Consider the following 14053-nt stretch of genomic DNA (forward strand, 5'->3'; position numbering starts at 1 on the left):
TGGGTTCTTAACTGTGGTATAGACTGTTGTACATAACAACCATTCCTTCGTTATGGAGTACCTGCCTGCATTCTTCTGGTTGAACGTACATTTTTCCCACTATCTTTTTTAGCTGTGGCGAATACAAATACTTCTGGGATACCACACCTGTTGTTACAAACCTCTTGCCTGTTGGTTCGTGAATCCATACATCACCCGCTATAGTCGGCATTTCTTTTCGCAGCGGGTTAAGAATCTTTGTACCGGGATATACCTTGAGTTTTCTTTGAATTTCCGGTGGCAATGGTGATATATCTGCAAAGGACGGTTCTTTCTGGTCTGTCCTCTTACGTCTGTTCTTCGCCACAATCTTACCATCAACCTTGTACAGTCTGTCTCTTACAGCATGTATTCTTGCCCTGTTGTGTCTTCTGAACTTTACCAGGGTTAGCTCAATCATGTGTGTTCTGTCAGCTTCTGTACAGCTGCAAAAGACCGCTGCTGTTGCCAGAGCGTCGTTTGCATGTCCTTTCTTAAGACCCAGTTTTTTTCTCATCTGTGCCGCGTCAGATGCAGGTACGAACTTCAGCCATGGTATTTCACGCAGTTGACCTATTATCGCATTCATCGTACCCAGTGCACGCCACTGCCTGACACCTTCCACCGGTATATACACTCTTCCAGCATGGACATCTTCATGACAGTCCCTGCACAGGTACACCAGGTTTTCCTGAACGTCTGTACCACCACATTTACGCTGTATCAAATGGTGCTTCTGCAGATTGTCTTCTGTACCGCAGATAATACACTTCTTCTCTGCTGGAACTCTGGGTGATTTTTGATACCCTGTACCATATGTTTTACCCCATGTCATTGTTCTGACATCAAAGATGTTGTCTTCCATAACGAACACAACCTGCTCTGCTGGGAATGGAAAGAACTTTAAGAGTTTTTTGTAAAGGTTGAGGTGGGTTTCTATGCCATGTCTAAGTGTTGCATTTGTTCTATCCTTTGTCCTTACATTTCTTGGTGCTTTGAATTTTGTCAGGACCCTACTATGTCTTTTGGACATTCGTTTTTTTCTGCACCTTGAGTGGTACCTGCGGTTTCGTCTGTATCCCCTTCTTTTAGTCATCAAGTCCTTAATTTCAGGGATTCTTGTTTCTAAAACCCCTATACAGTAGACAATCAATACGCCCCAGCGAAGTTCGCATACTGCAAAGCCTATGTGGTGGTATCCCGGGTCAAGTACTACAAAGAGACGTCTTTCTATCGTTTTGGAGTAGTCAAACTCCCTGTCGAGGAACATCACAACCGGTGGTTTGCCAGAAGCTCCACCACCGATGATTTTTGCTCTACCCTGCTTTACCAGTTTTCTTACCATATCAAATCTTCTTGTTGGGTGTCCTGGTCTTCCATGTTTGTCAACGGTGAAGATTACCAATATTCTTTCCCTCCTTGTTCAGGAGCCCTATGATCTGGGCACCTTCCAAAAGGAAGGTGGTAGGTCTCCCTGAGGCGTGCTGTAGCACCCTGTGTAAGGCTGCGGGATTGCACCGCTGTCTCCCGGAACTGGGAGTGTCGTCCCGGAACGTCAGGTTCTGCTACAGCATCACCCACGTTCAACTACCTGCCAGCAGGCAGACTCACCGGCAGTCCACCCTTGCCAGCAAGCCACCGCCTCTTCAGGGGGGTGGTAGTTGACAGTTTCTTTGAGAAAAAAAGTCGTTATGAAAATCTGTGGTGTGTCATTTCTGCGCATCCTGCACAACACTCCCTTTTAGGATTTCTTTGACCTCTTCCACTTTCCTGAAATAGAAACATTTGATTGGTATCTTGAACTTTTTCGCAAACTCTATTTCTCTTTTCATGCCTTCTGTTATTTCAGGTCCAAACACCCAGAGCTCCTGGCATTCCAGAAGCAACTGCAAAGCCATTTCCAAACCCTGTTCTCTTTCTGTGTTCTCATCCAAAAACTGGGGAAAATACACATGTGGAGCGATAGGCAGATAACCTTCGTCAAAAGCTTTTCTGCAATATTGCAGAGCTTTTTGTCTGTTTTCTTCCGGGTTATCTCTGTATGGGGAGCAGATATATACTTTCAGTCTGAAGTTTTGCACTTTAAAACACTCCTTGCTTCTCTAATACTGATTACAATTTTTTCACAATTTACCGGTGTTAATTTTCTGATTCGCAGGTCTACAACCTGTCTGTCGTCAATGAATGCCACGCCACTAAGCCCATCCAGAATAGCTTTTGCTATGTTATCAAAATCTGCTCTCGTCTTTGAATACACGTCGATATTAACCTTTACAGGTTTTTCAATAGGTTTTCTAACAACACTTCTTGTAGTCCAGCCAATGAGTTCTTCGAATTCTCTTGTTTCTTTCGGTGTATACATCCTGCCGTTTGCACCCAGTCTGGGACGGGCTTTCGGCACAGGTTTTGTTTGAATTTCGATTTTAAAATACGCCACCTTTTATACCCCCTTGAAACCGGTTTATCTTGCCCCGCAACGAGCACCTAAAAACGCAGAAAATAAAAAAACACGTCCCTATTCAGGGGATGTGCTAAAAAGCAGCAGTATAAATGGTATTTCAGGCATGTTTTGTTATGAGAAAACTCAAAATGAGCAAGCAAACGATAAAGATTGCGGTATCCTCAACTCCGCCTGTTTTAACAAGTTTAAAGCCAATTGTCGAATTTTGTCGAAGCATAGAAAGTTTTATACCGCTGAGTGTTAGACTGTCCAGTATCAGGTGGGACATATACCCCAGCACAAACATCCACGCCCAGTAGCTAAAATTGGAGCTTAAAAGCACAACTACACAAAGACCAATCGCAAAATCAAGGCTATGTGTAATTGTCCTGTGCCCAAGCAGTTTGTTTATAAGCCATGAAATTGGTTTTATTTTCCTTCCCAGTAGCGAATCTGGATGGTCTATATCAGGCAGGAGTGCTGATATTCCTGCCACTGCTACTTCGAGAGACAAAGCACTCCTGTGGGCAAGCACTTGTATACTGCTGGCTGCTGCAAGGGCAAAAGCCAAGTGGGTATAGCCTCTCATATCTCCCCCTCCGGCTTTAGTTCTCCTTTTTTGTTATGAGTTCCATCTGAGCAATAGCAAGAGCTTCTATGACTGTTGGCTGGAATATACCCATATTCCACAGTTCATCAATTGCTTCTTTGTGGGAAACTGGTTTTTTATACTGTCGCCAAAGGCTTGTCATAGCTTCATATTTATCAGCAGCAGCTACGATTTGCACAGGTAGTGGCAAATCAGATGTATCCTGATGGTGGAGCAGTGCAATCACAGAAAATTCATTTAAACCCAGCATTTTTAGAAGTTCTGCTCCCCATTTGCTGTGGTTTTTGAAAATTTCTAACTCTTCTCTGCTTATTGCAATGGACTTATCCCAAAGCGCATTGGGGACAAGCAGTTTCCCGACATCGTGCAAAAGTCCAGCGGTATAATAAAATTCTTCGTCCATTCCCAGATTTTTTGCTATTATAGTGCACAGTTTTGCAACGTTCAGCGAATGAGTAAGTAGTGTTGCGTTTTTCTCGCTCATGTTTTGCAAAAGCAGATTCAGTGCTTTTTGCATAATACCTTTTGCACTCCCTTCTAAAAAAGTGGACAACAAAAAAAGCAGGGTTAAAAACCCTGCTTAGAATGGCAGATCTTCTTCTGCTGGGATAACACCGTTTTCTACTGGTGGTTCAAAGTTTTGGTCTTCTTCAAAGAACTCTTCCAGTTCCTTTTCCAGTTCATCCTCAGAAATTTCGGATTCTACTGTTTCTGCTACTGCAGTCTGTTCATGCTGCTGCTTAAGTTTAGAACCTGCAAACCAGAAACGCTCAATCACAAACCTGAAAGTGGGATATTCCACACCATCTTTTGTTTTTCCTCTTGCATTTTCAGCTCTTGCTTTGACCAAAATTTCACGTCCCTTTTTGTAGTGCTGCTCAAGTAGTTCTGCATTCTTTCCAAAAGCTATGCATGGGATAAATTGAGTCCTTTTCTCTCCCTTGACTGTTCTGTCCATAGCAATTGTTATCCTGACAAGTTTGTTACCACTCTGTGTTGTAAAGACTTCAGGGTCTTTTGTTAGCCTTCCAAAAAATGTGCATTCGTTCATCTTAAAATCTCTCCTTTCTACTACATACCATAGTTTTTATTGAATCGTCCTTTGTATTTAAAGTTTATACTCTTCTCTGAGGAATTTCCAAAAGGATTTTTTGTCCGAACATTTACTGTCCCTGTAATTGTTACTTCTTTTCCGTTAAAACTTATATCAGCCGCTACTAAATTCATATTGTGTGCAGAAAGTAGATTAGATAATTCCTCCCTTAACCTTTCTTCAACTATGAGATTGTCACCTAAAACATTTTCATTGTCTGATGATGTATCACCTCCTTGTGTTACAAGTATATATGCTGTCTTTTCAATTGCAAGTTGACATATGTCGTTTATGTGATGCGTTTCACTACTTAGAAGTATTACAAAAAAAGTAATCGCAACAAGCATCGCAGAAAGAAACATCATTGATAACATTAAAATAAGATTTGCATCACCTTTCTGAGCTTTTATAAACTTCCACATTTTTATAACCCCTCATTTTAACAAAAATTTAACAAGAAGTCTCCACCTCTATAGGTGGTAGGTGAATTTCATATACACAGATTTCTTCTTTTCTGAGTATCCACTGCCAGAACTTTTTGTTCAACAAATATTTATACACTTTTGCTGTTGACACAAGCTGAAGTTTTTCTGATACTTGCCTTTTTGTTTTATATTTCCTTACCTTTTCAAACTCTAAAACTCCTTCTTGCCTGAGCTCTTCCATTATAGAATGAACAAACCTGTTGGTTCTTATAATCACTTTGTCTCTTTTAATGTTTGCCTTATTAATAGCTGCAAGAGAACTTTTTACCGCCTCTTTTACTGTTTCTTTAAATTTTTCTCTTTCAGCAATACAATCTAATTTCTTAAATGTTTTCAAATCCCGCCATTTTATGTCCTGTACAATTCTATTTAAGGCTGGGAAGTATGAAAAGAATATTCCCATCTTTCTAAACCTGAATATAAATCGGACTGCTGGCATGACTATCGCTTCAATTACAAAATTTAGTCCCAGCAGTTTAAATACTATATAATTCATTTTAGCTCCCTCCAAAAAAGCTGTATTTTGTCATCATCATAACAAGCGGATATGTTACAAGTATCAAAAATGGAATTACATAACCTACAAGCATAATCAAAGTAAACCTGACATTTAGCTTATCTGCAAGTGTTTCTATTTCTGTTTTCTGTTCTTCGTATATGTTTTGTGCGAGCATAGAAAGAGCTTCGGATATATGTGAAATTGTAACAGAGCGCAAGTTAAATATCCTGCACATCTTTTCAAATTCGCTACACAGAGTCTTTTGGCTTACTTTCAGACTTGCTTCTTTAAGACTCTGTCCTGCCAGAAGTCTTAAATTTATTTCTCTTATAAATGGTGTTACCAAATTTTCTTGGGACTCAGAAATGTACTCAAGAACCTGTTCAACCACAAGCCCACACTTGAATCCCTGTATCATTGTTTCTATTGTATCAAGCAAATCCTGTTTAAATTGATTTTTAAATTTTTTTGTTCTTATACTTAAAACCGCAATCGGCATTGCCGTTACTGATGGCAGAAAAATAAGCCCAAACAAAATACTTATCCTCGTATACAATGCAAAAAGCAAACAAGAAATTAAAAAGAACGTAAAGACAATTGAAATGAAATCGTAAACGTCTTGCACCGCAAACCCAAATAGTGTTCGCTTCAAACTCTGTATTTCAACGTCCACTCCAAATACAGTTTTTATTTGCCTGTCAAGCTTTTCTATAATATCTTTTGCTTTTTGGTTTTTCTCAAACCTTTTTACGTATTTCTTAATTTTCAGTGGTTTGAGCGTGATTTTCACCTTTTTCCTCACCTCTTTGCTACGTCATCTGCAGTTTTGAGCATGTAGTACGTGCTTGCAATAACTAAAGAAAGCACAAACGCAAGGATTATTTTCCCGCCAGCAGTTGAATAACTTTCTTTGGCTTCTGGGAAGAGAAATAAAACCATGCCAAGGGTAATTAAAATTATACTAACTATTGCAATCATTACACTTTTGAGTCTTGCTGTTTTCTTTCTTATAAGTCTTGCACGGGAGAGCTTATCGTTTATTTTTCTTGATGCATTCATACAGACATCTGAAATCGACGCACCCGACAAATTTGCAAATATTACGCTGTCAACCCACGTGCTGACTATATTCGAAAAGTTGTTCCTCTCTTTAAAGTTTTTCAGTGCCTGCTCTAAAGTGGTTCCTGACTGTACTTCACTTAAAATTGTTTCGATTTCCTTTCTAAGTCTCAAGTCTTGCTCTTCTTCCTTAGCTTGAAAAAGCACAGCCATTAAGTTTGGTGTTCCTTTCAGCATTATTGCAACATTTTGTGTAAACTCCCCGAACCTCTGTTCAAACCTGAACCTCTTGCTTGTAGACATATAGTCAAGAATAATTTTTATCACTATGAAAGAACTTACAATTAAAACTACAAAGTATGTTAGCTGATTTAAAATCACTGCAAGTACAAAACAAAAAACTGCAAAGTACAGGTAGTACATTATAAAATCGTCGGTTGAGATTTTTACTTCTGCGCTCTTGAGTTGTCTGTCAATCCTGTCGTATATATCACCAAGAAACCCAAAAAAAGTATACTTCTGTAAACTCTCATCAGGTCTTATTAGCTGTCTTGAAAGCTTTTTACGGATTTCATACACCTTTTCTTCATAGTACGCTAAAAACAGAAAGAGAACGAAAAAGGTTATGATTCCTAAAAGTAGACTTAGCAAACTTTTCACCTCTTTTCCTGTTGTTCGTACTTGTATACATAATCAAGCTTGTAAGTCCCATCGCTATTCAGCCCTTTTAGCTCTGCGATTTCTTTAATAACTCTTCCCAGAATGTTTCCAGTTTCATCTTCTGCAATGTCCAAAAATACTAATACGTCTATTGTACTTGAAATTAAAATCCTCATGTTACGAACATCTAGGTTGGGATTGAACTCTTTTAATTTCATTTCAAGCTTTTGCAGAGCAAGGTAAGTTGACCCTGCATGTATGGTTGTGAGACTTCCCCTGTGTCCAGAGTTCAGTGCGTCCAGAAAACCATACGCTGCTTCCGGGGTTCGTATTTCTGTTATAAATATTCTGTCGGGGTTTGCTCTGAGGCAATTTAGTATTATGTCGCTCCACGTTATAGGTCTTAGTTCTTCGTTTCCTTCTCTTGTTTTGAAATAATAAACGTACCTCAAAGGAAGTTCGACCTCGTGGGTGTCTTCCAGCACTGCAACAACGTGATTTGTTTGAATGTAATATGTCAGAGCGTTTAAAAAAGTAGTTTTGCCAGCGTTAGTTTGACCTACTGCCACTATATTTTTTCTGCTGCGCACAGCATTTTTAAAGTAGTCTATCATCCAGTCTTCAAAGTTTATATAACCGCTTCTTAGCTCTTCAAGAGTTTTTAATTTTGATGTGTGTTTTCTGATAGTGATATAGGGTTGAACGCTTTCTGGGGGAATGACTAACAACGCTCTTGAACCATCGTAAAGCTCACAGTCAATGTCAGGGTTTTGAATGTTTATTGTTTGTCTTGCTGTTGCTGCTATCTTTTCGATAACGCGCTGTGTTTCAGCCTCGTTTGGGTACTTTTCCTCTAACTCTTTTCTGAGTCCGTTTTCTATATAGTATATCTTTGTCCCCATCACGTATATTTCAGTTACATCTGGGGACTTTAAAAGCTTTTCGATTGGTCCGAGTCCAAATAACATATTGTAAACATAATCGTAAATATGCTGCTGTGCAAGTCCTAAATAGTTTTCTGCATAGTACTTATCGACGTATTGTTTTGTTAACTCTTTTAAAAGGTCAAGGTTACCTGCAACATCCAGACTGCTACTCAGAACTTTGTTTCTGACATATGTTAAAAGTTCGTCATATGTTGAAAATTCTTCTGAAGAATGACTTTTTATTCTCTCTAAAAGTCCCATTTTGCAACACCCCCGCAAGCTTTCTTATATTCTTTTGAAGTCTTTTGTCGTCATATCCTTTGAGTTTTTTGTAAAACGGCACGTCATGCACAAGTTTTAACGAATGCTTTACTTTGTCAATATATACAAGTTCTTTGTTCGTAACTTTGTTGCGTATAAAAACAAAATTTCTAAGATCGCTAAGGTTATTTACCTGCACCCAGTCCAAAAGAGCGTTTATTCTTGCCACAGGGGTTATAAAATTCTCTTCTGCCACAACAAGTACCTTGTCTGACTGCTGCAAAACGTCTACTACAAGCTCAACAATACCCGGTTGTATGTCGACAATAACATATTCATACTTGAACTTTAAAATCTCCACGCACCTTGTAATGTCTTCTCTTTTAATATACCTGTCTTCACCCGGATATCCCCCTACTACAACATCAAAGTTTTTCCCCTGTGGTCTTTGTACTGCTGACAGAATGTCGTGTTTGTATGTCAGAATATTTTTCTTAGGGTCAAGCGAGGGAAGTAGTGATATAAAATCGCCCGGCGAAAAATCAAGTTCTAAAGCTAAAACCCTGTGATTTTTTGAGAGTGATTCAGCAAGAGCAAGGGTTACTGTGGTCTTCCCTACGCCACCTTTGGGACTGAATATCGAAATGAGCATTTTTTATCTCTCCTTTACTGCTTCTGGATGACAACAGTATAATCCCCGTTTTTTAGAGCATACGCAAGTTGTACTGCCTGGTCTTTTTTTACTTTTACAATTGCATATCTTGTGTTTGAACCGCTCACCATATTGTTTGTTGTCTTTGACAGAAGCGATACAACTTCTGCGTCTTCTACAGCAAATGGTGGTACTCCAGAGTTTGATGTAGATGTTGTTGCGATTATTAGCTTTGTTCCTTCTGTTATAAACTGGGTAAGCGGTTCTGGGATGTTTACACAAATCAGCGTCTCATCTTCATAAACCTGCACATATACGGTTTTTATTACATCATCATAGAAAAAATCACCCGCAACTCTTGTTACACCTGCACGTTTGCCAACAAGCTTTTCTTTTTCTTTAATTACACCCCGTGGCAGTGCATACGACGGAAGTTTTAGAAAAGTTATATCATTGTCGTTTATTATCTCCCCCTGATGAATCAAGTTTTTTGCAACAGGTATTTGAATCATATTTGTCTGCCTTGAAATAAAAATGTATGAAAGCAGTGCAACAAGCACAGCAGGTATCACAGCAAGTTTTATCACCCTGTTTTTCATATCTTACTCTCTCCTTTCATTTCAGTATTTTGTAAAAACTTTTAAAAGTGATTACTTCAAACCTGTCACTAAAAAATTCCGGTACACTGTTTTTTGATATAACAATATCTGCGTTAATGTGTTTTAATCTTTCAAGTTCAACATTAAGACCGGTAATTACCACAACTTTTTTGTCGCAGTTTTTAAGAGCAGTATGAACTAAATCTTCTCTTTTAGATAAATGCGGAATTTCGAAGATAATAACATCGTAATTCTCTTTTGCAAAAGAAATGATTCTTTCTAAATCCTCTTTTCTCAAATCCTGTATAAGTGAAAGGTTTGGGGGCGCTTGAATTATATCCACATTCTCATAAAGGTGATACACACACGCAAAAAACCTTTCTTTCAAATCTCCTTTTTGTTTCAAAAAACAGCCAAGGTGGGGCAAAACAGGCAGTTCAAACTCAAAACTTAAATCACTCCCCCCATCGTAAAAGTTCATGTCCAAAATCAATATCCTGTACATGGATAGAACACTTATAAGTTTTTTTATCAGTTCAGTTTTTCCAGCAGAGCTTTTACAACTTGTTATTGCAATTGTTTGTGGAGTTTTTATCTTGACACTGTGTTTTTGTTTTTCTTCTCTCTTTGCAAGAAATGTTTTCAAAGACATTACATTTTCACTCAAAAACAAATAACTGCTTATATCCTTTTCATCTACCACTATTGCGCTGTAATTCTTTTTTCTTACTCTCAAAAAAGCACTTTCTAAAGACATCGCAACTTCAAAGTTTTGACCTGCTGTCTTTGAAAAAACTTCTACTGTAAGTGGATTTTTAGTGATTATGAGCACCATTTTTTAACCACCTCAACAATAATACTTGCTGCAAAAACAAACGGTGCAAGTGGAACATATGTTTCGAGATATGTCTTGTTCACAATGCCTGCTATAAATCCTGCTACAAATCCAGATATACATGTGAGAAGCAAAACCTTTAAAAAATCAAACCCAAAATATAATGAAAGTGCTGATAAAAGTTTTATATCCCCTTCTCCCAGTAGATATATGCCTCTCTTTTCTGAAAAAAAGTATGTTGCAAGAAGGAAAAGAGTATATATCGCAAATATAATTACATTGCCAAAGTTCCTGTTTAGAATAACTTTAACTGCTGCAACAAAAAGCAAAAGCACCACTGCAATATTTGGTATTTCACGCTTTTTAAAATCATATACTGCTGCAAATGAAAGTATTAATATCAGCAGTACAGAAAGTATAACTTTACTCATCCAACAAACCACCTGCCAAACTTGTTATGAGTTCTTTTATTTTGCTCAGTTTCTTGAGTTTTTCCTCAAGCTCTGCCATTCTTTCTTTTAATTTCTGATTTTCCTCCAGTAGCTTTGTTATTTCCTGTTTTAACTTTTGATTATCTTTCATGTTCTTGCTGTGTTCTTTTAAAAACATACTAACCTCTGTAGATATTAGCTGAGTGACGGCAGAAGATAGATTTGAAATAAAAACTTCTACATCCTGCATATTTTCTGTTTGTTCTGTCGAAGTACTTTTTTCTTCTATGTTTTTAACTTCCTGCTTCAAATCTTGAGCAAAAAGTTCTTCTTCTGAATCTTCTACTGGGTTGGAAAATGAATCTTCGTCGGGTTTTTCTTCTATCTGTTCTGGTTCAACTACCTGTTCTGGATTTTCTATCTGTTCACTTTTCAATTCTTTAATCAATTTTCTTTCAGGTTCTGCTGTCGTTCTCGAAATTAAATCTTCTATTGCATGTGTAATTTTAGGAATTTCAATTGCACCTGCAAATACATATTCAAACCCTTTTTCGTATGCGTACTTCTCAAACTCAGGAGATGTTAAAACTATCTTAAAACCATTGATTTCTGCTGCTTCATCTATCTTTTGCTTATCTTCACACACCAGAACCTGTATTTTTGATTTTGCAATATCCTCTGTTACAAAATCTGCAAACTTGTTCTTGAGAAGGTCATCAAGGCTCTGTATTCCTGTCATGATATATATCACTTCGCTTTCCACCTCTTTTGGCTGTGTATTTTCAATATTGTATTTTTTGAGCGTTTCATTCATAAAACCAATTAGCTTTTGTGTATCTGTAAACTCATGTTCGAATAGTTTTTGTTTCAGTTTTTCTGTGTGAAAAACGATTTTTTTATCCCACGGTTCTTGGAGTCTGCCACACCACGGGATTACTTCCCCTGTTATATCTTCTGGCAGACAAATTTTTTGTCCTTTATTTGCTTTGTTTACCACAACAAAAATTTTCGAAAGAACCATCCTCGTTGAAAGATATCTTATGATTCTTGCAAACCTCAAAATAACCTGTTGATTGTTTTCTACTATTACAATCACCCTGTCACTTGCATTTAACACATCAACAGCTCTTTCAACAAGCCCTGGCTGAATATCAAAAAGCACAAAATCAAATTCATTTTGAGCTTCATTGATAATCTTTTTAAGTTGTTTTGGATCTATCTTCTCATGAACTTCAGGAAAACCGCCTGCAACAACAAAATATTCTTTGTTCTGTGGTTTTTGAATGCTAGATAACAATCCATGCACACAGGCTACTTCTATGTTTTTGTTCTTGTCAACATCAAGCAAAGTCGTAAAATCTCCCGGTGAAAAGTCAAACTCTATAACAAGTGTTTTACCTTCTTTTTGCAAAACCTCTGCAAGTGCCAGTGTCAGAGTTGTCTTCCCCACACCACCTTTTGGACTGAATATCGAAATTATTTTCCCCATACTCTTACCTCACTTTTTATACGTGTCTGCTATTGAGTCTTCAAGTAAAACAAGCATTTCGTAAATATCAGATGGTATCTTCTTTACACCCAGAAATCTCAGCACCCCTGCTAAGATCCTTTTTATATCCTCTTCATAGCCTGTTTGTATGAAAGTGTCCTTGCCAGTAGTTTTTACCTCTTCACTTACTTCTTTTTCTTTTATATCTTCCATGTTACTCTGTTTTGCGCACTCTTGTTCTGCTCTTGTTTTAAACCTCTCTTTGAATGTGTCCTTTACCTTCAGGACATCTTCAAAACCTACATGCTCAACAACTTTGAGCATTTCAAACAGGCTTTTAACGCTTGAAAAAGTTGCTGGATTTTTTATTCTGTAAACCACATCTGAAACTTCAGCAGGATACATAACTATATCGTATATCCCAAGTGCAAGTGCACTTGTTAAAACTTCTCTTTCATCTTCGTCAACGAGCAAAATTACTCTTTTGTCTCTTGCACGCAACGAAAACAAGAGATTTATAAACTCTGATCGGTCTTCTTCCTTATTTGTATGCCTGTCGAAAAATGTCGAAATTACCACTACTGAATAGTCATCTGTCTGTCTTAAAAAGTCCCGGTAGAATATCACTTTTGAATTTTCTATTTCTGAAGAAAGCCTTATATCGAACTCAGCAAAACCTGTTGCTATATATATCATCTTTTTCAGTCCTTCCTTTACTTCTGGTCGACAAACCTTTCAAACACAAGACACATGTCGTCCACTTTCAAGCCATAGCCAAAGTATATAAGCCCTGTATTTTTCTCAAATCTCACTCCATAACCGAAAAGTCTTAACACCGACCTGACGGGCACGTAAATTTTACCGTCCAGCTTTCTTGCAGGGTAGGGGAGTCTAAACTCTGCTTTTTTAAGCTCATTGTCCTTTGCTACTGCCCAACCTACAGCTTTTGGATTTTCGAGCATGAGTTTTATTTCTTTTTTGTTTTGCTTGAACACTACCCAGTTGTTTTCTATGCGTAAGTCAGCTACAAGTATTTTTGCCATATCTTCTGCTTTTGCCAGACTGTGTCCACCTTTTGCGACTAAAATCTCTATATCATACCTTTTTGTTGTGTCGTATGCGGGAACAAGCTTGTATTTGCTTCTCACATATTCTTTTTTCCATTCTTCTTGATTTGATGTTGCTTCTGTTTTTTGCTGCTGTGTCCTTACAAGCTGGGGAAGTTGCGGACGCCTTTCGGATAACAAAACCCCCAGAAAAATACCAGTGAGAATAAAAAAGGTGGTTATAAGCCAGACTGTTTTTTTAAGACCTGGCATTATGGCACCTCCTGTACAACTGCTGATGCCTGTGCTTTTACTGTCATATCAGCTGGTATTCTGAATATGGATGTTATCACGCTAAACTTTGGAAAGTTGTATTCTATCTTCACTGTAAATATTTCTCCTGGTGAGGTATCTCCTTCAGGGGTTATTGTGCTTCTTCCTGAAAATTGGTATAAAAGACTTGAACCTGTTGACTGTGCAGTCTGTATAGCCGTCGATACTATTTTGCTTTCTTCTTCTCTTATTGCTTTTTCCACTGCTACTTTTGCGGTGTGCTGCAGCGCTATCTTGGAATACCCTATTATAACAACCTGCACTGCCAGAAGAAGCACTAGTATTACAAACGGCAGCATTGCTATAAACGTCAGTATCCCTTCTCCTTTTGTGTTTTTCAGAAGTTTCATGTTTTTCCTTTCACCTCCTCATAAAAAAAGCAGGGAAGTCATAAAAGACTTCCCTCTCATTAGCCGCCAAACCATGAGCTGATTGTTTGGAATACCCGGTTAATGATACTTTGAAATTGATTGGGAGCGACTGCATATATTATGCCAAGAATAACTATGATGATGACAATGAGTCCGAGAAAAACAAGTAAACCTTCGCCTCTTGTGTTTTTCTTAAGTTTAATAAGGTTTGTGTGAAGTTTTGCAAACATTTTTAGCATCCCTTTT

General features: G+C 37.9%; 19 protein-coding genes. All 19 read right to left on the bottom strand.

Annotated features, from left to right (window positions below; translation table 11 throughout):
• Positions 1 to 7 precede the first annotated feature (7 nt).
• Entirely contained in the window at positions 8 to 1423 is a 1416-nt protein-coding gene (locus ATHE_RS12310; protein WP_015908761.1) for an RRXRR domain-containing protein, read from the bottom strand.
• A gap of 304 nt (positions 1424 to 1727) precedes the next feature.
• Positions 1728 to 2099 (bottom strand): DUF7768 domain-containing protein, encoded by a 372-nt coding sequence (locus ATHE_RS12320; protein ID WP_015908762.1) that lies wholly within the window; start codon positions 2097 to 2099, stop codon positions 1728 to 1730.
• A complete protein-coding gene (locus tag ATHE_RS12325; protein WP_015908763.1) occupies positions 2081 to 2455 on the bottom strand; it encodes a RusA family crossover junction endodeoxyribonuclease in 375 nt (124 codons plus the stop codon). The genes ATHE_RS12320 and ATHE_RS12325 overlap by 19 nt, the downstream gene beginning before the upstream one ends.
• Positions 2456 to 2576: 121 nt before the next feature.
• Positions 2577 to 3047, bottom strand: a complete 471-nt coding sequence (locus ATHE_RS12330) for a metal-dependent hydrolase (RefSeq protein WP_015908764.1) — start codon at positions 3045 to 3047, stop codon at positions 2577 to 2579.
• Positions 3048 to 3063: 16 nt separating this feature from the next.
• Positions 3064 to 3585, bottom strand: coding sequence for an HD-GYP domain-containing protein (locus ATHE_RS12335; protein ID WP_015908765.1), 522 nt, complete (start codon positions 3583 to 3585; stop codon positions 3064 to 3066).
• A 63-nt stretch (positions 3586 to 3648) separates the two neighbouring features.
• Positions 3649 to 4119, bottom strand: a complete 471-nt coding sequence (locus ATHE_RS12340; RefSeq protein ID WP_015908766.1) for a single-stranded DNA-binding protein — start codon at positions 4117 to 4119, stop codon at positions 3649 to 3651.
• Between the two features lie 20 nt (positions 4120 to 4139).
• Complete coding sequence (locus tag ATHE_RS12345; RefSeq protein WP_015908767.1) at positions 4140 to 4583, bottom strand: hypothetical protein; 444 nt, start codon at positions 4581 to 4583, stop codon at positions 4140 to 4142.
• A 28-nt stretch (positions 4584 to 4611) separates the two neighbouring features.
• Positions 4612 to 5142 (bottom strand): hypothetical protein, encoded by a 531-nt coding sequence (locus ATHE_RS12350; protein ID WP_015908768.1) that lies wholly within the window; start codon positions 5140 to 5142, stop codon positions 4612 to 4614.
• A 1-nt stretch (position 5143) separates the two neighbouring features.
• The gene (locus ATHE_RS12355) at positions 5144 to 5935 is read right to left on the bottom strand and encodes a type II secretion system F family protein (protein WP_015908769.1); all 792 of its coding nucleotides are present in this window, start codon (positions 5933 to 5935) and stop codon (positions 5144 to 5146) included.
• Positions 5936 to 5943: 8 nt separating this feature from the next.
• Positions 5944 to 6855: a type II secretion system F family protein gene (locus ATHE_RS12360; RefSeq protein ID WP_015908770.1), complete on the bottom strand. Its 912-nt coding sequence runs from the start codon at positions 6853 to 6855 to the stop codon at positions 5944 to 5946.
• Between the two features lie 5 nt (positions 6856 to 6860).
• A complete protein-coding gene (locus ATHE_RS12365) occupies positions 6861 to 8051 on the bottom strand; it encodes a CpaF family protein (protein WP_015908771.1) in 1191 nt (396 codons plus the stop codon).
• On the bottom strand, positions 7996 to 8703 hold the full coding sequence (locus ATHE_RS12370) for a ParA family protein (protein ID WP_015908772.1): 708 nt from the start codon (positions 8701 to 8703) through the stop codon (positions 7996 to 7998). Before ATHE_RS12370 ends, ATHE_RS12365 begins: the two co-directional genes overlap by 56 nt.
• A gap of 14 nt (positions 8704 to 8717) precedes the next feature.
• Positions 8718 to 9302 carry a CpaB family protein gene (locus ATHE_RS12375; protein ID WP_015908773.1) on the bottom strand — a complete coding sequence of 195 codons (585 nt, stop codon included), beginning with the start codon at positions 9300 to 9302 and terminating at the stop codon, positions 8718 to 8720.
• Positions 9303 to 9318: 16 nt separating this feature from the next.
• A complete protein-coding gene (locus tag ATHE_RS12380) occupies positions 9319 to 10137 on the bottom strand; it encodes a hypothetical protein (RefSeq protein WP_015908774.1) in 819 nt (272 codons plus the stop codon).
• Positions 10125 to 10568 (bottom strand): prepilin peptidase, encoded by a 444-nt coding sequence (locus ATHE_RS12385; RefSeq protein WP_015908775.1) that lies wholly within the window; start codon positions 10566 to 10568, stop codon positions 10125 to 10127. Before ATHE_RS12385 ends, ATHE_RS12380 begins: the two co-directional genes overlap by 13 nt.
• Entirely contained in the window at positions 10561 to 12057 is a 1497-nt protein-coding gene (locus tag ATHE_RS12390; RefSeq protein WP_015908776.1) for an AAA family ATPase, read from the bottom strand. Before ATHE_RS12390 ends, ATHE_RS12385 begins: the two co-directional genes overlap by 8 nt.
• Positions 12058 to 12066: 9 nt before the next feature.
• On the bottom strand, positions 12067 to 12753 hold the full coding sequence (locus ATHE_RS12395) for a hypothetical protein (protein ID WP_015908777.1): 687 nt from the start codon (positions 12751 to 12753) through the stop codon (positions 12067 to 12069).
• Positions 12754 to 12770: 17 nt separating this feature from the next.
• Positions 12771 to 13376, bottom strand: a complete 606-nt coding sequence (locus ATHE_RS12400) for a hypothetical protein (RefSeq protein ID WP_015908778.1) — start codon at positions 13374 to 13376, stop codon at positions 12771 to 12773.
• Positions 13376 to 13786 carry a hypothetical protein gene (locus ATHE_RS12405; RefSeq protein WP_015908779.1) on the bottom strand — a complete coding sequence of 137 codons (411 nt, stop codon included), beginning with the start codon at positions 13784 to 13786 and terminating at the stop codon, positions 13376 to 13378. The genes ATHE_RS12400 and ATHE_RS12405 overlap by 1 nt, the downstream gene beginning before the upstream one ends.
• Positions 13787 to 14053 lie beyond the last annotated feature (267 nt).

It is taken from the genome of Caldicellulosiruptor bescii DSM 6725 (assembly GCF_000022325.1).
Classification (GTDB): domain Bacteria; phylum Bacillota; class Thermoanaerobacteria; order Caldicellulosiruptorales; family Caldicellulosiruptoraceae; genus Caldicellulosiruptor; species Caldicellulosiruptor bescii.